A 23,702-nucleotide genomic window follows, 5' to 3' on the forward strand; every position below is an offset into this window, starting at 1 on the left:
TGCGTAGTACGGATTGACGAGAAGACGAACACGAATAGGGGATAGATGATGAAGACTATTTTGGGATCGAAATGGATCAAATCCACAGCGTTTTTCGTGGCTTTAACCTTAGTATTGGCAGGCTGCTCGACGAACAAAGGGGGGACGGAGGCCGAGAAGACGAGCGGCGACAAAACGGAAGTCAGCAAGCCAGTCGAGGGCGGTACATTGACCTTCGCTTTGGCAACTTCGCCCGATAAACTGGACCCAGGTGCCAGTGGTTTTGCCGTATCACATCGGGTGTTCCGGAACATATTCGACAGCTTGATTTTCCAAATGGCTGACGGCTCGTTTCAACCTTGGCTGGCGACCAGCTGGACCAAATCAGATGATGGTAAAACGTATACGTTCAAACTTCGCCAAAACGTTAAATTTCAAGACGGTACCCCGTTTAACGCCGCTGCGGTCAAAGCAAATTTTGATCATGTCGCAGCAGTAACAGGACAAGCGCGTTCATTGCTGGGTCCTGTCTCGTCCTCGGAGGTTGTGGACGATTACACGATCAAGGTGAATCTTTCCCAGCCGTTTGAAGCATTTCTTAGTGGGTTAAGCTCCGCATTCCTCGGTATTTCTTCGCCGACGGCTATTCAGCAATTTGGTGATCAATATGTAAAACATCCCGTCGGAACGGGCCCGTTCAAATTTGTGAAGTGGACGGAGAACGATGAGATTACGCTTGAGAAGAACCCGGATTATAACTGGGGACCACCGGGTGCTGACAATAAAGGACCATCTCACCTCGACAAGCTGACATTTAAGATTGTACCGGAGGAAGCGACCCGGATCGGCAGCGTACAAAGCGGACAATTGCTTGCCGCCGAAGCTGTACCGCCGCAAAATATAGCAGCTCTCAAAAATGATGCCGAGATCAAGGTGGATCAAGCGGCCACGAACGGAACGGCTTTCTCGCTTTACTTCAATTTACATAATGAACCGTGGAACGATCCCAAGGCACGCCAAGCGGTCCAGCTTGCGGTAGATGTAGACACGATTGTCAAAACGCTGTATTTAGGTACCTATGAGCGTGCCTGGTCCTCGTTTACGCCTGGCTTACTGGGATATGATGCGACACTGGAGAATCGCATTAAGCCGGATGTAGCAAAGGCAAACCAACTGCTGGACGAACTGGGCTGGAAAAAGGGAGCCGATGGCATTCGCGAGAAGGACGGCAAGAAGTTGACCCTTCGCTATCTGGACGGATCGCCAAACCGTGAGAAGCGCAATGATATTGCCGCAATTGTCCAACAACAGATCAAGCAAATCGGCATTAATACCGTATTGAATATCACAAAGGACACGAATACACCGCTGTTGGATGGTTCTTATGACCTTTGGGGCAATTCACAGGTCAAAGCCGATCCGGATGTGATTCGTAATATTTTCCGTTCGGATAAGGAGTTTTCTAAAGGAGGCACGAATTGGGCACGTTTGGCTGATCCGGAAATCGACAAGCTTCTCGATCAGGGCGCTGCGGAATCCGATCTGCAGAAACGGAAGGCAATTTATGGGCAAATCCAGCAATACTTGATCCAAAAGGCTATTATTCTTCCAATCTACGTATTTCCTTATACGGTAGCTCATCCCAAAACAGTAGAAGGACTGAAATATGATCTGCTTGGTTACCCACTGTTCTATGATGTCAGTATCCGTAAATAATTGAAAGGGAGGAAAGCTACATGACCGGAACCATCGCAACCCGCTTGTTGACCTCCTTGCTCGTTGTCGTCGGTTCGTCGATGCTGGTCTTTATCATTATGTATGTGTTGCCCGGCGACCCGGTACTTCAGATGCTGGACGGGAATGCAACAACACCGGAAGCGATCGCGGACATGCGTCATCAGATGGGTCTGGATCAACCGTTCTATGTCCAGTTTTTACACTACTTCGTTGAGCTGCTTCATGGGAACTTTGGGGTATCAAGAATCAATCATGATGAGGTGCTTCCCAAAATTTTGGCGCATGTTCCGGCGACGTTGGCCTTGACGCTCGTCAGCGCGGTAGTGTCCATCGTAATCGGAATCCTGCTCGGCGTCCTCTCTGCCATACATCGCAACGGTATTATCGATATTATGGCGAGGTTCGTCGGATTGTTCGGGATCTCGATGCCTTCGTTCTGGACGGGGATTTTATTGCTGCTGCTGTTTTCCATTCAGCTGGGTTGGTTTCCGGCAATGGGCTCGGATGGTTGGGACACGCTTGTCCTTCCGGGTCTTGCCCTGGGATTGGTCGGAGCCGGTTTTATTGTCCGAATGGTCCGTAATACAATGCTGGAAGTGCTGGGAGAGCCATTCATACTGACGCTACGTGCAAAAGGGTTGGCGGAACGTGCGGTCATGTATCGACATGCCCTACGAAACTCGCTCATACCTGCGCTTACGATGATAGGCGTCATGATCGGTGAGCTATTGAGTGGAACTGTCGTGATTGAGACCGTGTTTGCAAGGCAGGGAATCGGACGAATCCTTGCCGATGCGATCATAGCGAAGGATATGCCTGTTGTACAAGGTGTTGTCTTTTTCACGGCGATCATCTATGTCGCTGTTAATCTGCTTGTGGATGTATCCTATACATTCGTCGATCCGCGCATTAGGCGGTCGCAATAAGATGAGGAGGAACCGGAATGAAAGAAGCAGCAGCCCTTAAACCGATGTGGAAGATCGAACGTAAAAGGATTGTGCGAAAATGGCATATTGGCACATCGGAGCTGTTTCTGTATGCTGCGGGACTGATTGTGCTGTTCCTGATCGTGTGTGCGATCGCACCGCAGTGGATTGCGCCCTATTCCCCGACCAAGATGGATGTAGCTAATTTACTGAAGCCGCCCGGTGCGGGTCACTTGTTAGGAACAGATTATTTAGGAAGGGATGTTTTCAGTCTTGTCGTGTATGGAAGCCAGGATTCACTTCTGATCGGATTTGCATCCGTCGTGGTTGGCGGGCTGTCAGGTGCCACATTAGGGGCGTTATCCGGCTATATCGGAGGATGGATTGACCAAGTCATCATGCGGATTATTGAGGTGCTTATGACGATACCGGGTATTCTGCTGGCACTTGCCATAGCAGCCGCGCTCGGGCCGAGCTTGTTCAATGTTGTGCTGGCCATAGCTGCAGCAACAATTCCTCGGTACGCCAGAGTGATGCGCGGTCAGGTTCTCAGCATCAAAAACCGGCCATTTGTGCTCGCCTCGCGTTCGATCGGCAGCTCGGGTATCCGAATATTCTGGAAGCATGTGCTCCCTAATTCACTGGCTCCTTTTCTGGTTATGGCAACGATTGGTATTGGAACTTCAATTCTAGCCGGATCCGGGCTTAGCTTCCTGGGTCTAGGAGTTATAAAGGAAATACCAGATTGGGGGACAGTCCTGGCACAGGGACGAGGGTATTTGACGGTTGCCTGGTGGATATGCACGTTCCCGGGTCTTACCATTGCCTTGTTCGTACTGTCTGTTAACATCATAGGTGATTATATTCGGGACGTATTGGACCCGAAAAAAAGCGGCGGCTAAATCGCAGGAGGCGGCTTATGAGCCAACCATTATTGACAATCGATCGGTTGACAGTGGAGTTTCCGTCCTCAGGCGGCTCCATTACGCCGATTACCGACGTAAGCTTTCAAATCGATCGTGGCGAGACCGTATGCCTTGTCGGGGAGTCTGGCAGCGGCAAGACGATAACATCCAAAGCCATTATGAGGCTGATTGAGTTTGATAAAGGCCGCATTGCCACAGGCAGCGTCAAGCTGGATGGTGAAGAGTTGACAACGCTGCCCCAGAGTGTACTCCGGGCTATTCGTGGCAAGAGGGTTTCGATGATTTTTCAGGAGCCAATGGCTGCGTTCGATCCGGTCTTTACAATCGGTACCCAGCTCGTTGAAACGATTCGCCGTCATGACAAGCGAAGCAATAAGGAGGCGCGTGAGCAGGCGGTTGAATTGCTGCGTCGCGTCGGATTTCCTGAACCGAAGCTTCGTATGAACCAATACCCGAACGAAATGTCGGGTGGGATGCTGCAGCGGGCGATGATCGCGATGGCGCTCGCATGCGGCCCGGAGCTGCTGATCGCAGACGAGCCGACGACAGCGCTCGATGTCACGATTCAAGCGCAAATATTGCGTTTGTTGAATGATTTAAAGGCGGAACTGGGTATGTCAATCCTGCTAATTACGCATGATCTGGGCATAGCTGCGGAGATAGCAGACCGGATGATCGTCATGTATGCGGGCAGGATTGTCGAGCAGGCACCCGCCGCCCGTCTCTTTGCACAGCCACGGCATCCTTATGCAGCCGGATTGCTGCGATCTATCACAACGATGGACAGCGACCGCAATGCTCCCTTGTATACCATAGAGGGAACACCGCCTAATGTAGCGGATTTTCCTTCGGGCTGCCGCTTTCATCCGCGTTGTCCATTGGCTACAGAGCAATGTCGAACTGAAGTACCTCCGCTTAGAGGGTCCGACGGTCACGAAGCTGCTTGTTGGCATACCGAAGTTTTGGTAAGCGCTATGGCTCTTGGTCAGCCCGTCACAAGTCCCGCTGCAATGAATATAGCCATTGAACACATCAATCAGCTGGAGCCTGAACAAGATAGACTGAGCAAAGCTAAGCTGCTTTTTGAGGTTCGCGGGCTTACAAAGCATTACGCGGTTAAAGGAGCTTTTGGACTTACGAAAGCTGTTATTCATGCCGTCGACGATGTTTCGTTTTCGATCCGTGAAGGCGAGACGTTTGGACTTGTCGGTGAGTCGGGAAGCGGAAAGTCCACGCTCGGTCGCGTTCTTATCCAGCTGGAGAAAGCCACGGCTGGTCAAGTGTTTTTTGGAGGCGAAGAGCTGACAGCAATGGATACCAGCAGACGGCGAGCGGTAAGACGCGATATGCAAATGATTTTTCAGGACCCGTACGGATCTGTTAACCCTCGCTGGACTGTAGGTGAAACGATCGCAGAACCGCTGGCCGTTCATGAAGCGTTAAGTCCTGCAGAACAAAAAGCCAAGGTGGAGGAGCTGCTGCACATCGTTGGCCTGAATCCTCAATGGGCTTCCAGATATCCACACGAATTTTCAGGTGGTCAACGTCAACGTATTGGAATTGCGCGTGCCATCGCACTGAACCCCCGATTTGTGCTTGCCGATGAGGCTGTATCTGCTCTTGACGTCTCGGTTCAGGCGCAAATTGTGAACTTGATGCAGGAACTGCAAAATCGGCTCGGTTTAACCTATGTGTTCATTGCGCACGGGTTAAACATTGTCAGACACGTATCCTCACGAATCGGGGTTATGTATCTCGGCAATCTGGTTGAAGTGGCACAGGCCGACGAATTATTTCGTCATCCAGCCCATCCCTATACGGCTGCGCTTATCGCGTCCATTCCTTGGCCTGACCCGACAAGAAAGAAAGAGTTCGCTGCTATTCAAGGAGAAATTCCTTCGCCTGCGTCACCACCATCAGGTTGTCGGTTTCATACCCGTTGCCCTGCGGTTACAGCGCGCTGCCGAGAGCAAACGCCCAAGCTGGTCGAGATTACTAACGGTCACTCGGTGGCCTGCCATTATCCATTATAGGAGAATATGCATGAGCTGCGGTGAAAAATAAAGGAGGATGTATACAATGAAATTCGCTTTAATGAGCCTTATGTTGAACACCCCGAACGCCATAACAGGGGAAACCTTTACGACCCAACAGAAATTTCAAAACGTGCTGAAACAGGCCGTTCTAGCCGAAGAGCTGGGCTTTGAAGCTTATGGAGTTGGTGAGCGGCATACCGCGCCATTCCTGGCTTCCTCACCGCCAGTAGTCTTAACCGCGATCGCTGCGAGAACGTCGCGTATTCGTTTGCTCACAACAGTAACGGTACTGAGTGTACTCGACCCTGTTCGAGTTGCCGAGGATTACGCCACGCTTGATCATCTATCAGGAGGGCGAATTGAGCTGATTATCGGCAAAGGGAATGATGCCAGCCATTATCCGCTCTTCGGCATAACTGAGGAGGAGCAGTGGGAATCACTGGCTGAGCGTTATGCACTCCTCAAGCGTTTATGGAATGAGGAGAACGTCAGCTGGCAAGGTCGCTATCGTTCACCACTGGATAACGTCACGACACAGCCAAGGCCTTATCAAAAGTCGATACCTGTATGGCATGGCAGCGCGTCAAGCACCTTCTCGACTGAATTGGCAGCCAAATACGGTGAGCCCTTATATTCCTCCAATACGATACACCGCCAATCCAAATATAAAGAGCTCATCGATCATTATCGCGAGCGTTTGGCTTTTTACGGACATGATCCGAGTAAGGCAGTGGTTGGCTCAGGTGCTGGAGGCAGCATTTACTTGGCAAAAACGACAGAGGAAGCGATCAAACGCTTTCGCCCTTATTACGATGCGTTTCATGGCCGACTTAAAGCGCCTCATGACAGATCCCCCTTCAAAGATCTTGAGGATAATATCGAAAATGGACCTATCTTGGTAGGCAGTCCGGAACGTGTGATCGAGAAGATTTTGAACTATCATTCCGTGTTTGGAAATCAAGTGCTCAGCATCAGTGTGGACGGACTGACCGAGGCGGAGCAGCGTGAACAGGCTGAGTTCTTCGCAACCGAGGTCGCACCGGTTCTGCGGCGTGAGATTCCAAGCACAGTGTGGGAAAATGAGCCGCCAGCTCCGCATAAAGACTCGATTACGGTACAGGCAGGGTAAGGAGATCCATACACGATGACATCTGAATGGCTTGTGAAAGAAGCAGAGCAGCTGCTACCACAGTTGATCCATATACGGCGGGAGCTGCACAGCTATCCCGAGCTGTCGATGCAGGAGTATGAGACAACCCGTAAGGTTCGGGCTTATTTGGAGGAGCAAGGCATACGTATCCTTCCAATCGATTTGCCAGTCGGCGTATTGGCGGAAATTGAAGGCAGCGGGCCAGGACCGACGATTGCATTGCGGGCTGATCTGGACGCATTGCCTGTTAAGGAAGAAACGGGTCTCCCCTATGCCTCGACGATCGACGGCAGGATGCATGCCTGCGGCCATGATTTTCATACGGCTGCTGTACTTGGGGCGGCTATTCTGCTGCAGCGAAACTCCGAGCGATTTCATGGCAGGGTTCGTTTGATTTTTCAACCTTCTGAAGAGAAAGGCACCGGGGCGCTGGAAATGATCAAGGCGGGAGCATTGGATGGCGTTCAGGCCATATTTGGCATGCATAACAAGCCAGAGCTGCCTGTCGGAACGATCGGATTATCTCCGGGTGCTTTGATGGCGAGTGTGGACGAATTCGGGCTTAAGGTAACTGGAAAAGGTGGTCATGCCGCTATACCGGAAAGAGCGATTGATCCAATTGTTGCCGCCAGTGCTATCGTTGGATCACTTCAGACTGCTGTCAGCCGCAGTATCAGTCCGTTTGACCGTGCGGTCGTCAGCGTCTGCAGCTTTCGTTCAGGTTCAACCTGGAATGTTATTCCTGATGACGCTATTCTGGAGGGCACTATTCGTACCTTCAACCCCGCCATTAGAGAACGTTTACCGCAGCTGATTGAGCGGATTTCTAATGGAATCGCATCGGCATATGGAGCAGTGGCTGAGCTCAGATGGCATACGGGGATTCCAGGCGTTCATAATGATCCGGTTATGGTACAGCGGGTTAGGCAAGCTGCAGAAGCGCTGCAGCTTACGATAGTGGAAGCTACGCCGAGCACAGGAGGCGAAGATTTCGCCTATTATCAAACCAAAGTTCCGGGCTGCTTTATCTGGATGGGAACAAGTGGGACGGAGGAATGGCATCATCCCAAGTTCACCTTAAATGAAGAAGCTTTGGCACCTGCTGCTTCCTTGTTTGCATTAACTGCCATACATGCGCTGCACAGCTTAGGTGAGCACGATTTGGCAATAAAGAAACAGCCCTGATTGCATAGCCAGAATAGAACCATTTCAAGCTATCCGTTGAAGGAGCCCGACTTCAACAACGCCTGGGAACCCCATACCTATGTCCTCGCTAACGAACCCACGTATGAGTTTAGACAATGACCTAGCCGTAGGCTGGGTTTTCTTTATTTGCTGTGGTAAAAGTCAGCAGTAGTAGAATGAGGAAACTTGTGGTATAGTAATTTGTATTAACTGTAATGATTGCTATGACAGTTGTTGAGGTAAAGCATGAGCTATACAAATATTTATATAAAACGGAGGTAATAAGGAATGAGTAATCAAGATACACAATCATCCACGAAGGTAGAGCCGTTGTTTGAACCGTTGTCGATAGGAAAATTGAAATTAAAAAACCGGATCGTCATGGCTCCAATGACTCGAGCTTTCTCTCCTGAAGGCGTGCCAGGGCCTGACGTGGCTGCTTATTATCGTCGCCGTGCAGAGAATGGCGTGGGTCTCATTATTACTGAAGGTACTTTAATTAATGATCCAGCTGCTACGAATAATCCTAATATACCTAATTTCCATGGGAATGATGCATTGAAGGGTTGGGCTGAAGTTGTAGCTCAAGTCCATGAGGCGGGCGGGCTTATTATGCCGCAGCTTTGGCACATCGGTACAGATCGCAAAATCGGTGCCATCCCTAACCCTGACGAAAAGCCGATTGGGCCTTCAGGTATCGACATCGCAACCGGGGAGCAAGTCAATGAGCCTATGAGCGAATCCAGAATCGCGTCCGTTATTGCAGCCTACGCACAAGCAGCGGCTGACGCCAAACGAATTGGTTTTGACGGTATTGAGCTTCATGGGGCACACGGCTATCTGATTGATCAGTTTTTCTGGGAGAAAACGAATCAACGTAATGACAGCTACGGCGGCGATTTGGTGAAACGAACTCGTTTTGCAGCTGACATCATTGCGGCATGCCGTCGCGCTGTAGGCCCGGATTTCCCTATTATTATACGTATATCGCAATGGAAATCATCGGATTATCAAGCCAAATTAGCAGAAAATCCGGATCAACTGGCTCAGTTTCTTTCACCTTTAGTGGAAGCAGGCGTTGATGTGTTCCATTGCTCTACACGTCGTTTCTGGGAACCGGAATTTGAAGGTTCTGATCTTAACTTTGCTGGTTGGGTCAAGAAATTAACTGGAAAGCCAACTATAACAGTAGGATCGATAGGACTTGACAATGATTTTATATCTGCCTTTAAAGGAGAAGGAGCAGGTGCGGCCAGCGTAGATACCTTAATTGAAAAGCTCAATAAAAATGAGTTTGATCTGGTTGCGGTTGGTCGTGCTTTACTAATTGATCCTGCTTGGGCGTCCAAAATCCGCGAAGGCAGAACGGAAGAGCTGACGCCATTCACGCCGCAAGCCTTGGGGACATTGTTCTAATAGTGTCCATGCAATTCCAAATAAGGACTGGGAGATCCTGAATCATAGGGGAATCCCGGTCCTTTTAGCTTAAAAAGCAGTATTTGCAGCAGCAATCGAACCAGTTGATTCTTACATTGAATTTGAAGGGTTCAAGCGTATAACCATCAAATCATCATCCCAATATTGTCCATGGCTTTTCATCGCATTTCGTTCGGTCCCATACGTAGTAAAACCAACGGATTCGTAGAGCTTTTTCGCTGAATGATTCGTGGAAACTACGGTCAAGTTAATTTGCTCAAGTCCTGGGCATTGTTTGGCTTGTTCAATTAATTCGGTGAGGAGAGCGTAACCGATACGTTGTCCACGGCATTCAGGGCACACATACATAGCATATATAGTACCCTTATGCGTAATCTTGGGATTACTTTCTCGCACAAAGGTAACGATTCCTGCCAACTCCTGAGTCTTGGTAAAGCAGCCTAACGTAAAATTCATTGCTGTACGCTGCAGATTTTGTTGGAATGCCTCAAGAGGTTTGGCCTGCTGTATGTCATAGGTGGTTAAAAAGGCTTCTGGATTTTCTTGAAGAGATCGTAAACGAAGCTGGCGATATTTGTCAGCATCTGCTGGACCCAGGTAGCGAATATTCATAAGATACAGCTCCTCTCTAATCCCATTCAATTCGATAAATTGTTACAATTATACATCTGTTGTACCTATGATACAAGGCTTTGCAATGGGCGGATTTCAGTAAGGAAATGATCAATGATACAGGTTGCAGAACCTGGATAATGATGTTAATATAAAAATGACTGATGAGTCAGTCATAAATTATTGTTCAGGTACTCAGAGGGGGAACGCACAGATGGGTGAAGATAAAAGGGAAAGTATTATAGAGGCCGCGCTAAGGCTCTTCGAGGATCAGGGATATCACACTACGAAGGTTTCGGATATTGTGCATAAAGCTGGTGTAGCCCAAGGGACCTTTTACTTGTATTTCAAAAGTAAGGAGGATCTATTTCGCAGCATTGCTGAATCGTGCCTCGGCCAAATTGCTGATGCGATCAAGCAAAATTGTACAGGCGACATAAAGGAAGAAGCACTCTACCGGATGATACTGGAGTCACTGCGCGTGTATTATAATAACAAAACGATTTTGAAAATATTAAACGGGCATGGGGCGGCTTCTACGGAGATCGCTGATATTTCGGATGCTTTTTATCGTACAATTATGCTCGTTATCAAGCAATCCTTTCTGGATTGGGGGGCTTTTCCTAATTACTCGGATGCACAGCTTGAAATTGCGGCCTATTCGAAAATAGGCATGGTGGAGTTGGTGGCGTACCAATGTTTTGTCGTTCAAAATTACGATACTACACATATTGAATCCATAGCTCAAGTACTCGCAGGTGTTAATGCGCCATGCCAGTTGGAGTCGACGGAAGCGGGTGACAAATGATCACCAAATTACTGAAGTACCGTAAAGTAACACTTTTGTTTTTCGTAGTGGCGGTACTTATGGGCATTGTGAATGTATTTACGCTCAAGCAGCGGGAAAATCCGGAGATCGAGATCACAACGGCCATAGTCAAGACGATTTATCCGGGTGCCTCACCGGAGAAGGTAGAGCAGTTTGTTACCCGACCGTTAGAGCAGAAGATCAAGGAAATGAGCGATATTTCGATTCTCAGCTCAACCTCCATGGCTAATGTGTCGATTATTAATGTGGAAGTCAAGCCGGAAACCGATATTAAGCGAGCCTGGGATACGCTGCGACAGAAGGTTCAATCTGCCGATAGCGAGCTTCCTGCTGAAGCCAATAAGCCTGAGGTTAATGATGATTTAGGCAAAATTGCCGAGCAAATCCTGCATTTTGTCGTTCAACAGCCAGAGCAATTAGAACCTCTGCGGCCCGTTATGGAGCAGTGGAAAAAACAGCTAAGCACACTCTCGGGTGTGAGCAACGTGGACATTATCGGGCTGCCGGAGCAGGAAGTAGCCGTGATTATTGATACGGATAAGCTGGATACGTTCAAGCTGCCTTGGGGTATTGTTGCACAGGCGCTCACCAATCGCCATGATCGTGTGCCACTCGGTATGGTTGATCAAACAACAAAATCCTTTTATGTTAATATGCCGGGAGAGTGGAAGTCGGCTGAGGATGTTGCCAATACGGATATTTTGGGACTGCCTAACGGCAATACATTAAAGCTTAGAGATGTTGCAGATGTTAAGCTTCGACCTAAGAAGCAAGAGGTCAGTATTGTACATAACGGTAAACCGGCTCTCGATCTTGTTATTAACGCAGAGAAGGGTGCAGATATTCCTTCCTTGCAGAAGCGTATTGATGTGATGGTATCCGACCTGAAGTCTAAATTACCAGAGCATGTGGAATTGGTGTCCTTGTTTACGCAAAAGGAAAGTCTGGATCATTTATTCACGGATTTGGGCCAGGAGCTGCTGACCGGGATCATCGTAGTTATCATAGTCTGCTCGATGGGACTAACCTTTGGTACATCCTGGGTGGTGGCGCTGGCTATACCGATTTCGATCACAGTCGGGTTTATCCCAATCGAGTTCCTGGGTATCGACTTAAATCAAATCACGGTTGTAGCGATTGTTATCGTTCTCGGGATATTGGTCGATGATGCGATTGTTGTAAATGATAATATCCAGCGGCGGCTGCAGCTGGGCGATACACCAGAGCAGGCTTCACTGCTCGGAAGCCGCGATGTTGCAGTATCCATCCTGACGGCTACGATTGCAACGGCTGCAGCATTTTTACCTCTGTTATTTCTCAAGGGCAATATCGGAAGCTTTATTCGACCGCTACCGGTTGTGATTTCTTTGACCTTGGCGGCTTCCATGGCGATGTCATTGACGGTCATTCCGATTTTTCGCCAATGGGTAGGTGAGCGTGCGCTGCGGAAGCAGCAAAATAAACAAATGGCTACCAGGAGCGCCAAGCTGGTTAAAGCCGATCCCGAATCGATTGAAGCCGATACCCGTTCTGCCCAGGACGAGCTCAAGCTGGTCGAAGAGCATTCTCCGGGGCTGCTGGGTAAACCGATACAACGGTTAAGTACCTTCTACAGTAGGCAAATATACGTATTCCTGAAACGACCGCTGCTGACGGGAGTTGTTGCTTTACTAGTGGGTACCAGCAGCTTCGGCCTGCTGCCGTTCCTCGGCGTTCAGTATTTCCCTCCTGCAGAAAAGGATGAGATGCTGATTGATTTCAAGCTACCGACAGACCGCATATTTATGGAAACTGAATTTACGATGAATAAAGCTGCCGACTGGATACAGCATCAGCCGGGCGTGAAATTCGTCACTGCCTATTCGGGCCGAACAGCGCCCAAGTTTTATTATTCGGAGTCCGAACATACCGGTACGAACGTAGGGCAGCTCTTTGTCAAAATCGATCCCAAGGTGATTCATACCAAAGAAGTGATAAGCAGCTGGCGGCAGGAGCTGAGGCAGCTGGTTCCTGAGGATATCGAAATTACACCGCGGGAGCTGGAGCAAGGTCCACCCGTGGGAGCGCCTATCGCGATTCGTATCAGCGGGGATGATCTGGATCAATTACGTCAGCTTTCCAATAATATTCAAGAACTATTAAAGCAAATTCCCGGCACAACAAGTGTATCTGATGATGTCGGCGGTGACATGAATACATTTGAGATGAAGGCTGACCCCGCTAAGCTGAATCTTTTTGGAGTCAGCGATAAGGATTTGACAAGGACGCTGCGAATGGCTACGGAAGGCTTGGAAATCGTCTCCATGCAGCAGGGAGAGAAGCTGATTGATGTGACCTTATATGCCAAGGCACGCAGTGCAGATCCTATTGACACGATGAGCAAGCTGTTTGTACCCACACAAAAGGGTGGAACGATAGCTGTTCGTGAGCTTGGCGATATTCGTTCGAGCTCGATGATTAAATCAATTCATCACCGTAACCAAACCAGAACGATTATCGTCAGAAGCTACACGCAGGATCGTCTGCCTGATGCCGTCATTAAGGATGTCAAAACACAGCTGAACAGTCAAACGCTGCCTGCAGGCTATACCGTTGAGTATGGTGGGGAAAATGAGGAACGCAATGACGCTTTCATCGCGATTGGCAAGCTGTCGATCATTGTTTTGCTGCTGATTTATATTTTGATGGTTATGCAATTTTATTCATTATCGATTCCGCTATTGATCTTATCAACCGTATATTTAGCAGCTGGTGGTGCTGTTATCGGTCTGTATATTACGAATTCGCCTATCGGATTTATGGCTCTCATGGGCTTGGTCAGTTTGGCGGGAATAGTCGTAAGGAATGGAATCATACTAATTGAATTTATTGAACAGGCCAGAAAACGTGGATTACCGCTGTATGAAGCTGTGGCGGAAGCAGGAAGAGCCCGACTTCGTCCTATACTGCTCACTATGGCAACAGCCATTGGCGGCCTGCTGCCGATGACGATTATGGGCGGCAACCTGTGGAGACCGATGGGAATAACCATTATCTCAGGCTTGATTTATTCGACGATACTGACTTTGATTGTCGTACCTTCCTTATTCGTTATTCTGGAAACGTGGCGCGAGAAGCGAGCTATCCGTAAAGGGATCGCTATTCACGAATAGTTCTTAATTAGGGCCGTAAAACGTGATAAACGGACGATAAAGCCGCATTTCATTTGCTAAGGCTTTGCGTAATCAGGTATACTTAATTTATATAAATTATGTATATATGGAGGTACTCTGATGGTTCAAGTGTTCGTTTTTTTACATGTACTTGCGGCTATAATGATGGGGATTTATCTGCTGCTGCCTTTCCTGTCCATGCGAATTCAAGCGCTGACAGGCCAGGCACAATTCGGATTTTTGAGCGTATTGTTCGCTGTGAACCGGACAGGTCAGATGGCACTAGTGATTGCGTTATTATCCGGAGGCTATCTGGTCAGTAAGGTCGGAAATTCCGTTGCATGGATGATTGTGTCTGTCGTGTTGTTCCTTGCATTGGGTGCGTTAACGGGTGTACTAGGTGGAGCTATGCGTAAAGCATTGTCAGACCCTTCCGGATCCAAAGTCAAGGATCACCTGGGCAAGATCAAATCGATGAGCGTGATCTGTGGAATCTTGTTTTTCCTGATCGTCGGCGTTATGAAGTTTCCTTTTTAAAAAAGATGGGTTGTTTACCATACAGCTAGCTAAGCCCAAAGGTCTGACGCCTTTGGGCTTTTCTGTCTATTGCGGTGTGAGCAGCTTAATCTTGGTGAGTGATGTGGAATGTGGGAAATGATTACAGATAGGAGGATTATCATGGAGTGGATTATTTTCGGTGCGCTGCTCGGTATTATTATCATCAAATGGACTAACAGAAGAGAAAGGAAAAGAAAGCTGGCAGAGGAGAAGGAGAGGAAAGCCGAGCCAAGTACACAGGAGCCGTATCGATGGACACCTTCTGATGTGGAGGCAGCAAAAACAGAAGATAACCAACAGAACGGGATTCAGCTTAATAAGTCAGAAGAGGCTGACCTGAGTAGACCTATAAATGAAGAAGCGAGCGATAAGCTTCACACGCTGGATGAAGCGGGTCTGGAGCTAGAGCGGTTAAGCGGGCAAAAGCTTCTACCGTATGCGACCATAGATTTTGGACGTGACCAATATCCCCACAGTATATCGGTAATTGCACCTGATAAAGCCGTTGCTCTTCAATGGGTCGATGATATACAGCGTCGTCTCACACCGGGGCTGTTATGCTATGCGGGGACTTCACAATGGTTAGGTGATGATCCGAGGACTGGTACCGAGGTAGTTATCGGGCTTGGGGACACTCAGCTGGATATCGTACGTCTAGCCCAAACCGATGCATGCAACTATGATCTGGATAATGCAGATTTAATAGCCAAGTTGCAGGAATTGGACAGCCGCTACGGTATTTCGATTAAAACGGCTTCCACGGATACCGTCGGATTTGTGATTACGGCGCTTCCCGAGGACATGTCACGGCTATGCAGCGATTTATACGCCTTTTGCCCTGATCTGATCGACCAGGGTTTGGGTTCAATGGAAGCCTTGGAGGCGTTTTTGTTTGACAACGATTATGTGGAGCTTTGGTGGGACTAAGAATGATACCGACAGGTTTAGTCCTCCGATAATTCGTCCAATGTTTTTTCCAGACTTGGTGCGAGATTTTGCAGGAAATAGTCCAGCTCAGGCATATTGAGCTCCTGAATCGATTGTTCGATTTGCTTCTTGGCACTGCCGAATTCCTTGTTGCCAGCGGATAGCTCGGTAACACATTTCAAGTAGGCGTCGAGCAGATCGGCGCCTTTGACATATTTTTTCAATTCCGATTGGCTGCTGCTTTTCGTATCAATTAAGGGCTCATATACGTGACGCAGCGTGTCTGGAATCATATCCAGCAATCGCTCGGCTGCGAGCTGTTCGATTTCGCGGAAATTCGATAATATTTTCGGATTGTGATGCTTAACGGGGGTCGGAATATCGCCGGTAAATACCTCTGTCGCATCATGAAAAAGCGCCATGCTGACGATTTGGTCAGTGGGAAGCTGACGACCGAATATTTCATTGCCAATCGTGCAAAGCACGTGAGTGAGCAGTGCGACATGAAAGGAATGCTCGGCTACATTTTCCTTCACGACATTGCGCATCAGACTCCAGCGTTCGATATAACGCAAACGGTACATATAAGCAAAAAAATGACTTTCCATTGATCTCATCCTATTCTCCTGAAGGCTATATATAGTACGATATTATACACGAATTGTGAACCGATAACAGTATTTGAAGCTGCCAGATTATGATATTATAGAATAGTATGTCAGGGAACCAAACCTTGTAGGCCTTTATAAAGTTATTTAAAAAGTCGGCTTTTTGAGTAGGCACTTATAGCAGAGAGGAGATTTTTTATTCATGCAGCATTTTGAACAAAGTATGTATAAACTGATTTTGGAAACCTCAACGAATCTTCCGGCGGACGTACGTGAGGCCATTCAGGCGGCAAGAGAGCAGGAGGACGAGGGAACTCGCTCGGCGCTGTCACTATCGACAATTGCTGACAATATTCACATGGCGGAAACGAACGTATCGCCAATCTGCCAGGATACAGGCATGCCGACCTTTATCGTGCACTGTCCGGTGGGCGCCAATCAAATCGTAATGAAAAAACAAATATTGGCAGCAGTCGCACAAGCGACAAAGGACAGCAAGCTGCGTCCCAATTCCGTTGATTCCTTGACGGGTGCGAACAGTGGAGATAATCTGGGTCCGGGTACGCCTGTGATTCATTTTGAGCAATGGGAGAAGGAAGATGTCGAGGTCAAGCTGATCCTGAAGGGTGGCGGCTGCGAAAATAAAAATATTCAATACAGCTTGCCTATGGAGCTCGAAGGCTTGGGTAAAGCGGGACGTGACCTGGACGGTATCCGTAAATGTGTGATGCATTCGGTTTATCAAGCCCAGGGACAAGGCTGTAGCGCGGGCTTCATCGGTGTGGGAATCGGTGGAGACCGGACAACAGGCTATGAATTGGCTAAGCATCAATTGTTTCGCCATGCCGACGATGTAAACCCAAATGAAGAGCTTCGCAAGCTTGAAGAATATGTAATGGAGCATGCTAACCAGCTCGGCATTGGTACGATGGGCTTTGGCGGTCAAGTTTCGCTGCTTGGCTGTAAGGTCGGCGTCATGAACCGTTTGCCTGCGAGCTTTTTCGTATCGGTTGCCTACAATTGCTGGGCATTCCGTCGTCAAGGGGTTCTCTTGGATGCAAGCTCAGGTGAGATTAAGGAATGGGTATACCGCACTGGGGATACACAGCCCATGACTCCATCTGAGCAGCCAAAGGCAGCTGTGGCATCGGAGCGTCGCGAGGTTGTCCTGCAAACGCCTATCAGTGAAGAGCAGATACGCAGTCTGCGTGTAGGCGATGTAGTCATTATTAACGGTATTATGCATACCGGACGCGATGCGCTGCACCATCACTTGATGAATCATGATGCACCTGTTGATTTGAATGGGGCTGCTATATACCATTGTGGACCCGTTATGTCCAAAGATGAAAGTGGCGAATGGCATGTGAGAGCGGCAGGTCCGACCACAAGTATTCGTGAGGAGCCTTACCAAGGCCATATCATTAAAAAGTTCGGAATTCGTGCTGTTATCGGTAAAGGTGGTATGGGTGCCAAAACGCTTGCAGCTTTGCAGGAGCACGGGGCTGTGTATCTGAATGCGATTGGTGGAGCCGCACAATATTACGCAGAATGCTTCAAAAAGGTCGAAGGTGTCGACCATATGGAATTCGGTATTCCGGAGGCGATGTGGCATTTGCAAACGGAAGGCTTCGCGGCTATTGTTACGATGGATTCACACGGTAACAGCTTACACGCAGAAGTGGAAAAGGATTCGTTTGCCAAGCTCTCGCAATTTAAAGAGCCTGTGTTTGTATAAGCTTAGTTAAGCTTGCTAGAAATCAGATGGGTCCGCGCAGCCTTTGGGTCGTGTGGGCCTTCTTTTTTAATCCGCAATTAATTGACATTTTTATTTATTTTAAAAGTATGGTTATTAGGACTATTATTAATAATTTCTAAGAGCTGTTCAGCCATATAGGCAGTGCTGTATTTAAATTCCTCGTTTACCCACTCTATAATCATACCGAAAATCGCATGTGCTTGATAACTGGAATACAAATTCGTATTAATTTTGTGGTTAGTCTGATAATTTTCAAAGTCTTCCAACGGTAATTTTTTTAATTCATTACAAATTCTATTTTGAAAACCGGGCAATCCATTCGACTTAAGAATTAGCGTATAAATGTTAGAATAATTGGCTACATGTTCAAAAATCTTGATCACTGAAGTGGTGAGATCATTAACGATAAAAGTATCGGAACTTTTATAAGGTTCCCGATAGGACACGATTAAATCAGCTATCACATCATCCATGATCTCTTCCAGTAATTCTTCTTTATACTGATAATGCTTATAAAATGTTCCTCGATTAAGGTCTGCCAGGTCGACAATGTCCGTTATTGAGATTTCCTTTAAGTCTTTATTTTGCATTAAGGAGATTAAAGCATCCTTTAAAGCTTTTTTGGATTTTTTAATTCTTCTGTCTGTATGAGAAATAGTAGTAGACATTGTAATCATCCTTTGTTTGTTATGATTCCATTGTTGAACATTTGTGAGCCTTAATGTTGATTAATCAACATTAAGGTAACTATTTACTGATTGAATACCTCTTCTTAAATTAATTATACTATAGAGGAAGTTAATTAATAAACATCTGTTCAATATGTATAACAATTCAAATAATTGGGGGAATTTCAATGAAATTAAAGGATAAGGTTGCTATAGTAACAGGTGCGGCATCAGGTATGGGGAAACAAATTGCTGTACTTTATGCGAAAGAAGGGGCAAAGGTTGTTGTATCCGATTTAAATCTTGATGGCGCACACGCTACGGTAGCAGAAATACAATCAAATGGTGGCGTGGCTTTGGCTATTAAAACAAATGTAGCTTTAGAAGAAGATATTCAGCAATTAATCGACACGACAGTTCGTACATATGGTACGGTCGATATCCTTGTTAATAACGCAGGTATTATGGATAACTTTGAACCTGCAGCCGATATTGAAGATTCAAATTGGGAACGAATTTTTGCCATTAACACAACAAGTGTCATGCGTTCGACCCGAAAGGTTATACCAATCTTTATCGAAAAGCAACAAGGTGTTATCATTAATGTTGCTTCTGCCGGCGGGTTATATGGTGCTCGTGCAGGAGCAGCATACACAGCGTCTAAACATGCAGTAGTTGGTTTTACCAAAAATACAGGCTTTATGTATGCGGAAAAAGGAATTCGTTGTAATGCAATTGCACCGGGTGGGGTTGAAACCAATATTGGCTCTTCGATGACTAAAATTAATCAATTTGGTGCTTCTCGACAACAATTAGGGATGGCCATTAACCCACGTACTGGCAAGCCCGAAGAAATTGCGAAAGTTGCTCTGTTCCTGGCTTCTGATGATTCAAGCTTTGTTAATGGTACTGTCATTACAGCTGATGCGGGCTGGAGTGCATATTAACCCATACACAACGAATAAGTAACGATCAAAAACAATGTGCACCTCCTAAATTAGACTGAGAACCCGACTAGGGCTTTTCTGAGCTATTTTCAGGGGTGCTTTTTATTTTGTTGGAACGTTGAGCAAGCTAACGTACAGGATGGCAAAATTCATCTTTACAAATAATTAACTAGTAATTCAAGTGTGAAAAAGATACGATAAGGTGTAATGCAGTCAGTTGATTACTTATCATAATGCCTATGTCGATGATGGAGGGACAACCCTATATGCACAAATTCCGTGCACGATTAACGTTGATTTTTATAGTGTTGATTGGCTCCTCGGTCCTCATTGCCGGACTATTCATGGCACAGGTCCTCAGGGAATCACATATTGAAGCTTTAAAAACAAATATGCAGCGGGAGCTGCGGATTATTCTTGTAACGATGGACTGGAACAAGGGCGGTACTGAAGCTGAGCAGCTTGCCTACTATGGAGAACAGGTGAACCGGCTTCGCCAATCCGCAGATGCCCGAGTGACCTATATACGATCAGATGGCAAGGTATTGGGAGATTCGGATCATAATCCCGAAGATATGGACAATCACTTGCAGCGCAAGGAAATTATAGAGGCGGAGCAAACCGGCGTGGCGGGCTCCGATATTCGATACAGCACTACGATTCAACGCAATATGCTGTATGTGGTAGTTCCGGTCAAGAACGGCACCCTGACGAAAGGGTATGTGCGCTTGTCCATGAGCCTTGAGGAGGTTGAGGCTTCAATCCTTCGTGTGTGGTATGTGTTATTGTTTGGTCTGCTTGCTGTGTTTATTATAGCCGCTTTAATCAGCTTTCGGGTAGCCTGGGGCATTACAAGACCGATTGAGATGATCACAAAGGTTGCACGGCAAATTACGAATATGGATTATAAAGCAAGAGTTAATGTGAAGAAGAAGGATGAGATCGGACAGCTCGGTCAGGCTCTTAACCGCATGGCGGACAGCTTACAGCTGCAAATGGATCGCATCCAGGAGGATGAGAGCCGGCTGAAGAGCGTATTGGACAATATGATCAGCGGTGTGATGATGATTGATCGTGACAGCAAGATTGTCTTATTAAATCGTTCAGCTGAAGATATACTCGGCTTCTCCGTGCAGGAGCTGCTGGGCAAAAAATTCGACGAGGCCAAGCAGCAGTTTGAATTTACGCAGCTGATTCAGGAATGTATTGATCTGCGTGAGCATATCCGTGATGAGATGATTTTTTACTATCCCTCTGAGCGAATTCTGGAGATTAATCTCAGTCCGATCTCATTAAATGAAAATGAATGGGCCGGTGTACTGATCGTGCTGCATGATATTACGGCAGTTCGCCGATTGGAACGGATGAGAAGCGAATTTGTCGCCAATGTATCTCATGAGCTCAAGACTCCTATTGCTGCCGTCAAAGGGTTTGCAGAAACGCTGCTGGCAGGTGCACTGAACGATAAAGAAACGGCAAAATCATTTTTGCAGATCATATTTGATGAAAGTGAACGATTGAATCGCCTGATCGGAGATATATTGGAGCTATCCAAAATCGAATCGAAACGCATTCCGCTGCAATTCTCACCTGTCTCGGTTAATACTTTTGTAAGCAATTGTGTCCATGTGATGACTTCAGAGGCGAAAAAGAAGTCGATTGAGCTCGAAATGCAGGTAGAGGAAGATCTCTACATTGAAGCGGACGAGGATCGGCTGCGCCAAATTCTGATTAATTTACTTTCCAACGGAATTAATTATACACCTGAAGGTGGTAAGGTTAAGATCAAGGTCGAGTCGATCTTCCACGGTGCAGAAGGTATGGATAACGAGCGCATACGAATGACGATTACGGATACAGGTATTGGGATTCCCAAAAAAGATTTGCCGCGCATCTTTGAACGATTTTATCGGGTGGATAAGGCTCGCTCGCGCAGCTCCGGCGGTACAGGTCTTGGATTGTCGATTGTTAAACATCTGGTTGAGCTGCACAAAGGCTCGATACGTGTTGAAAGCGAAGTCGGGATGGGAACCAAATTTTTCATTGAGTTGCCTGTAATTCAATATTAGGGCGGGAAAGCATATTAATGAAGTATGATATTATGCTATGATAAGGTTGATCTATAGAAATGGATACGGGGGATTCCCATGGCACAACAAATTTTGGTTATTGAAGATGAGCCTACATTGGCCAGACTGCTTTCCTATAATTTATCGCAAGAGGGATATGAGACCAAGGTCATCGATCATGGCAGCGAAGGGCTGCAGGCTGCACTTCAGCACGCATACGATTTGATTATTTTGGATATTATGCTTCCTGGGCTGAATGGCTTCGAGATTTTGTCCAAGCTGCGTCAGAAAGGAAACAAGACACCTGTCATCATACTGACGGCCCGCAACGCAGAGGAAGAGGTCGTACAAGGCTTGAAATATGGTGCGGACGATTATATTACGAAGCCTTTCGGTGTTGCCGAGCTGCTGGCCAGAGTATCGGCGGTACTCCGTAGAACCTTGTCGGAAGAGCAGCTACAGGATAAACATGCAGCAGGTGAGAAGGTCATCACAGCAGGAGATTTATTTATTTACCCGGAGAAATACGAGGTTATGCTGGGTGGAGAATCGATTCCGCTCAGACCGAAGGAGTTCGAGGTACTGCTCTACCTTGTGCAGCGTCCGAGTGTGGTCGTTACCAGAGACGACCTGATGAATATTGTTTGGGGCTTCGATTATATCGGCGGTCAACGAACGGTGGATGTTCATGTGAGCTCCTTGCGTAAAAAGCTGGAAATGAACCAGCAAAGCGTACAGATCGAGTCCATTCGTGGTGTAGGCTACAAATTGGTCACAGCTACTGTCAAAAAATCATAGGTTATTTTGTATGGCGAAGCTCCTGATATCAGAGAGCTTTTTTTCTTTAGAGATAAGTATTCATAAATTTTCAGCAAAGCTGAACGATACTTATCTCGCAAGAAAAGCTACATTCAAAACACGGATGTATCTTCCTTGAATTGGCTCCGATCAGGAGCTTTTTCTTATTTCCCAGGAAATTCGAAATAGCCAAATCGGATAAAAGATGGACCAAATTAGTCATATCTTTTTGGTAGAAGCTTGACTATACTTGACTTAAACTTATAAGGGGGATGACTCTAATCATGTCGAAAACGTACAGAATTGGAATTATTGGCTGCGGAGGAATTGCAAATGGCAAGCATATGCCCGCTTTGCAAAATCAGCCAAACGCAGAAATGGTAGCTTTTTGTGATATCGTGGTAGAAAAAGCTTATGAGGCTGCTCACAAATTCGGTTCCGAGGGTGCGAAGGTATACAGCGATTTTAGAGAAATGCTGCAGGACGGATCGATTGATATTATACACGTGTGTACGCCAAATGATTCACATGCGGAGATTACGATTGCCGCTCTGGAGTCGGATAAACATGTGATGTGTGAGAAGCCGATGGCCAAAACAGCAGCGGATGCCCGTCGTATGGTGGAAGCCGCCAAACGTTCAGGCAAGAAGCTAACTATTGGCTACCAAAATCGTTTCCGTTCAGACAGCCAGTATTTGAAAAAAGTATGTGGCGAAGGTGATCTGGGAGAGGTTTATTATGCCAAAGCTCACGCAATTCGTCGTCGTGCTGTACCGACTTGGGGCGTGTTTCTAGATGAAGAAAAACAAGGCGGCGGACCGCTAATTGATATCGGTACCCATGCACTGGATCTGACCTTGTGGATGATGGATAATTACAAGCCGAAAGCAGTCTTGGGCACAGCTTTCCACAAGCTGTCCTCCAAGAAGGACGCAGCTAATGCATGGGGCTCCTGGGACCCAGATAAATTTACAGTTGAGGATTCTGCTTTTGGCATGATTACGATGCAGAATGGGGCAACTATTGTGCTGGAATCGAGCTGGGCGATCAATATGCTGCAAACGGGAGAAGCCAAAACGACCTTGTGCGGAACTGAAGGCGGTGCGGATATGCAGGATGGTCTGCGTATTAACGGTGAAAAGCATAGCAAATTGTTTATGAACGAAATTCAGCTGGATGCCAAAGGCGTCGATTTTTATGATGGGAAGCAAGAATCACCGGCTGATCTGGAAGCGCGTCTGTGGCTGAAAGCAATTGAAGAGGATACGGATCCCGTTGTCACGCCTGAACAGGCCTGCGTTGTATCGGAAATTTTGGAAGCCATCTATGAGTCGTCCAAAACCGGCAAAGCTGTTTATTTTGAATAATAGCTACTTTAAAAATGTTATGGAACATCAAC

At 47.1% G+C, this 23,702-nt stretch carries 19 protein-coding genes; 16 read left to right on the forward strand and 3 right to left on the reverse strand.

The features are described from left to right. Positions 1-48 precede the first annotated feature (48 nt). The 7 genes from BK127_RS19625 (at position 49) to BK127_RS19655 (ending at position 9,355) form a co-directional block, all read left to right on the forward strand. Positions 49-1,695 (forward strand): ABC transporter substrate-binding protein, encoded by a 1,647-nt coding sequence (locus BK127_RS19625; protein ID WP_305954312.1) that lies wholly within the window; start codon positions 49-51, stop codon positions 1,693-1,695. A 20-nt stretch (positions 1,696-1,715) separates the two neighbouring features. Further along, positions 1,716-2,642, forward strand: coding sequence for an ABC transporter permease (locus BK127_RS19630; protein ID WP_076233194.1), 927 nt, complete (start codon positions 1,716-1,718; stop codon positions 2,640-2,642). 17 nt (positions 2,643-2,659) lie between these two features. Then, positions 2,660-3,544, forward strand: coding sequence for an ABC transporter permease (locus BK127_RS19635; protein ID WP_076233195.1), 885 nt, complete (start codon positions 2,660-2,662; stop codon positions 3,542-3,544). Positions 3,545-3,561: 17 nt separating this feature from the next. Continuing rightward, positions 3,562-5,601 carry an ABC transporter ATP-binding protein gene (locus BK127_RS45555; RefSeq protein WP_076233196.1) on the forward strand — a complete coding sequence of 680 codons (2,040 nt, stop codon included), beginning with the start codon at positions 3,562-3,564 and terminating at the stop codon, positions 5,599-5,601. 46 nt (positions 5,602-5,647) lie between these two features. Continuing rightward, positions 5,648-6,733, forward strand: a complete 1,086-nt coding sequence (locus BK127_RS19645; protein WP_076233197.1) for an LLM class flavin-dependent oxidoreductase — start codon at positions 5,648-5,650, stop codon at positions 6,731-6,733. 15 nt (positions 6,734-6,748) lie between these two features. Next, on the forward strand, positions 6,749-7,939 hold the full coding sequence (locus BK127_RS19650) for an amidohydrolase (RefSeq protein ID WP_076233198.1): 1,191 nt from the start codon (positions 6,749-6,751) through the stop codon (positions 7,937-7,939). A gap of 288 nt (positions 7,940-8,227) precedes the next feature. After that, positions 8,228-9,355: an NADH:flavin oxidoreductase gene (locus BK127_RS19655; protein ID WP_076233199.1), complete on the forward strand. Its 1,128-nt coding sequence runs from the start codon at positions 8,228-8,230 to the stop codon at positions 9,353-9,355. Between the two features lie 111 nt (positions 9,356-9,466). Here the strand turns inward: BK127_RS19655 and BK127_RS19660 are convergent, their stop codons facing one another. Beyond that, entirely contained in the window at positions 9,467-9,988 is a 522-nt protein-coding gene (locus BK127_RS19660) for a GNAT family N-acetyltransferase (RefSeq protein ID WP_076233200.1), read from the reverse strand. Positions 9,989-10,202: 214 nt separating this feature from the next. Here BK127_RS19660 and BK127_RS19665 point away from each other — a divergent pair, with 214 nt between their 5' ends. The 4 genes from BK127_RS19665 (at position 10,203) to BK127_RS19680 (ending at position 15,454) form a co-directional block, all read left to right on the forward strand. After that, on the forward strand, positions 10,203-10,796 hold the full coding sequence (locus BK127_RS19665) for a TetR/AcrR family transcriptional regulator (protein ID WP_076233201.1): 594 nt from the start codon (positions 10,203-10,205) through the stop codon (positions 10,794-10,796). Further along, the gene (locus tag BK127_RS19670) at positions 10,793-13,969 is read left to right on the forward strand and encodes an efflux RND transporter permease subunit (protein ID WP_076233202.1); all 3,177 of its coding nucleotides are present in this window, start codon (positions 10,793-10,795) and stop codon (positions 13,967-13,969) included. Before BK127_RS19665 ends, BK127_RS19670 begins: the two co-directional genes overlap by 4 nt. Positions 13,970-14,089: 120 nt before the next feature. After that, positions 14,090-14,506 (forward strand): hypothetical protein, encoded by a 417-nt coding sequence (locus tag BK127_RS19675; RefSeq protein WP_076233203.1) that lies wholly within the window; start codon positions 14,090-14,092, stop codon positions 14,504-14,506. A gap of 141 nt (positions 14,507-14,647) precedes the next feature. Continuing rightward, positions 14,648-15,454, forward strand: a complete 807-nt coding sequence (locus tag BK127_RS19680) for a DUF4253 domain-containing protein (protein WP_076233204.1) — start codon at positions 14,648-14,650, stop codon at positions 15,452-15,454. Positions 15,455-15,471: 17 nt separating this feature from the next. Here BK127_RS19680 and yfbR read toward each other — a convergent pair whose 3' ends face one another. Beyond that, a complete protein-coding gene (yfbR, locus tag BK127_RS19685; RefSeq protein ID WP_076233237.1) occupies positions 15,472-16,062 on the reverse strand; it encodes a 5'-deoxynucleotidase in 591 nt (196 codons plus the stop codon). Positions 16,063-16,264: 202 nt separating this feature from the next. Here yfbR and BK127_RS19690 point away from each other — a divergent pair, with 202 nt between their 5' ends. Then, positions 16,265-17,800 (forward strand): fumarate hydratase, encoded by a 1,536-nt coding sequence (locus BK127_RS19690; RefSeq protein WP_076233205.1) that lies wholly within the window; start codon positions 16,265-16,267, stop codon positions 17,798-17,800. Between the two features lie 77 nt (positions 17,801-17,877). On the opposite strand, the gene BK127_RS19695 is transcribed toward BK127_RS19690, so the two are convergent. After that, complete coding sequence (locus tag BK127_RS19695) at positions 17,878-18,489, reverse strand: TetR/AcrR family transcriptional regulator (RefSeq protein ID WP_076233206.1); 612 nt, start codon at positions 18,487-18,489, stop codon at positions 17,878-17,880. Between the two features lie 188 nt (positions 18,490-18,677). Here BK127_RS19695 and BK127_RS19700 point away from each other — a divergent pair, with 188 nt between their 5' ends. The 4 genes from BK127_RS19700 (at position 18,678) to BK127_RS19715 (ending at position 23,670) form a co-directional block, all read left to right on the forward strand. Further along, the gene (locus tag BK127_RS19700) at positions 18,678-19,436 is read left to right on the forward strand and encodes an SDR family oxidoreductase (RefSeq protein ID WP_076233207.1); all 759 of its coding nucleotides are present in this window, start codon (positions 18,678-18,680) and stop codon (positions 19,434-19,436) included. Positions 19,437-19,702: 266 nt separating this feature from the next. Further along, positions 19,703-21,505 carry a two-component system histidine kinase PnpS gene (gene pnpS / locus BK127_RS19705; protein WP_076233208.1) on the forward strand — a complete coding sequence of 601 codons (1,803 nt, stop codon included), beginning with the start codon at positions 19,703-19,705 and terminating at the stop codon, positions 21,503-21,505. Between the two features lie 78 nt (positions 21,506-21,583). Then, positions 21,584-22,303, forward strand: coding sequence for a response regulator transcription factor (locus BK127_RS19710; RefSeq protein WP_076233209.1), 720 nt, complete (start codon positions 21,584-21,586; stop codon positions 22,301-22,303). Between the two features lie 284 nt (positions 22,304-22,587). Then, the gene (locus BK127_RS19715) at positions 22,588-23,670 is read left to right on the forward strand and encodes a Gfo/Idh/MocA family protein (protein WP_076233210.1); all 1,083 of its coding nucleotides are present in this window, start codon (positions 22,588-22,590) and stop codon (positions 23,668-23,670) included. Positions 23,671-23,702 lie beyond the last annotated feature (32 nt).

This window comes from Paenibacillus sp. FSL H7-0331 (genome assembly GCF_001956045.1).

What these genes read in the sequence shown, in the direction of transcription:
- BK127_RS19680 (WP_076233204.1), top strand. Translation starts at nt 14,648, where the DNA reads ATGGAGTGGATTATTTTCGGTGCGCTGCTCGGTATTATTATCATCAAA.
- BK127_RS19695 (WP_076233206.1), bottom strand. Translation starts at nt 18,489, where the DNA reads ATGTCTACTACTATTTCTCATACAGACAGAAGAATTAAAAAATCCAAA.
- BK127_RS19670 (WP_076233202.1), top strand. Translation starts at nt 10,793, where the DNA reads ATGATCACCAAATTACTGAAGTACCGTAAAGTAACACTTTTGTTTTTC.
- yfbR (WP_076233237.1), bottom strand. Translation starts at nt 16,062, where the DNA reads ATGGAAAGTCATTTTTTTGCTTATATGTACCGTTTGCGTTATATCGAA.
- BK127_RS45555 (WP_076233196.1), top strand. Translation starts at nt 3,562, where the DNA reads ATGAGCCAACCATTATTGACAATCGATCGGTTGACAGTGGAGTTTCCG.
- BK127_RS19650 (WP_076233198.1), top strand. Translation starts at nt 6,749, where the DNA reads ATGACATCTGAATGGCTTGTGAAAGAAGCAGAGCAGCTGCTACCACAG.
- BK127_RS19625 (WP_305954312.1), top strand. Translation starts at nt 49, where the DNA reads ATGAAGACTATTTTGGGATCGAAATGGATCAAATCCACAGCGTTTTTC.
- pnpS (WP_076233208.1), top strand. Translation starts at nt 19,703, where the DNA reads ATGCACAAATTCCGTGCACGATTAACGTTGATTTTTATAGTGTTGATT.
- BK127_RS19635 (WP_076233195.1), top strand. Translation starts at nt 2,660, where the DNA reads ATGAAAGAAGCAGCAGCCCTTAAACCGATGTGGAAGATCGAACGTAAA.
- BK127_RS19645 (WP_076233197.1), top strand. Translation starts at nt 5,648, where the DNA reads ATGAAATTCGCTTTAATGAGCCTTATGTTGAACACCCCGAACGCCATA.
- BK127_RS19665 (WP_076233201.1), top strand. Translation starts at nt 10,203, where the DNA reads ATGGGTGAAGATAAAAGGGAAAGTATTATAGAGGCCGCGCTAAGGCTC.
- BK127_RS19655 (WP_076233199.1), top strand. Translation starts at nt 8,228, where the DNA reads ATGAGTAATCAAGATACACAATCATCCACGAAGGTAGAGCCGTTGTTT.
- BK127_RS19715 (WP_076233210.1), top strand. Translation starts at nt 22,588, where the DNA reads ATGTCGAAAACGTACAGAATTGGAATTATTGGCTGCGGAGGAATTGCA.
- BK127_RS19710 (WP_076233209.1), top strand. Translation starts at nt 21,584, where the DNA reads ATGGCACAACAAATTTTGGTTATTGAAGATGAGCCTACATTGGCCAGA.
- BK127_RS19660 (WP_076233200.1), bottom strand. Translation starts at nt 9,988, where the DNA reads ATGAATATTCGCTACCTGGGTCCAGCAGATGCTGACAAATATCGCCAG.
- BK127_RS19690 (WP_076233205.1), top strand. Translation starts at nt 16,265, where the DNA reads ATGCAGCATTTTGAACAAAGTATGTATAAACTGATTTTGGAAACCTCA.
- BK127_RS19700 (WP_076233207.1), top strand. Translation starts at nt 18,678, where the DNA reads ATGAAATTAAAGGATAAGGTTGCTATAGTAACAGGTGCGGCATCAGGT.
- BK127_RS19675 (WP_076233203.1), top strand. Translation starts at nt 14,090, where the DNA reads ATGGTTCAAGTGTTCGTTTTTTTACATGTACTTGCGGCTATAATGATG.
- BK127_RS19630 (WP_076233194.1), top strand. Translation starts at nt 1,716, where the DNA reads ATGACCGGAACCATCGCAACCCGCTTGTTGACCTCCTTGCTCGTTGTC.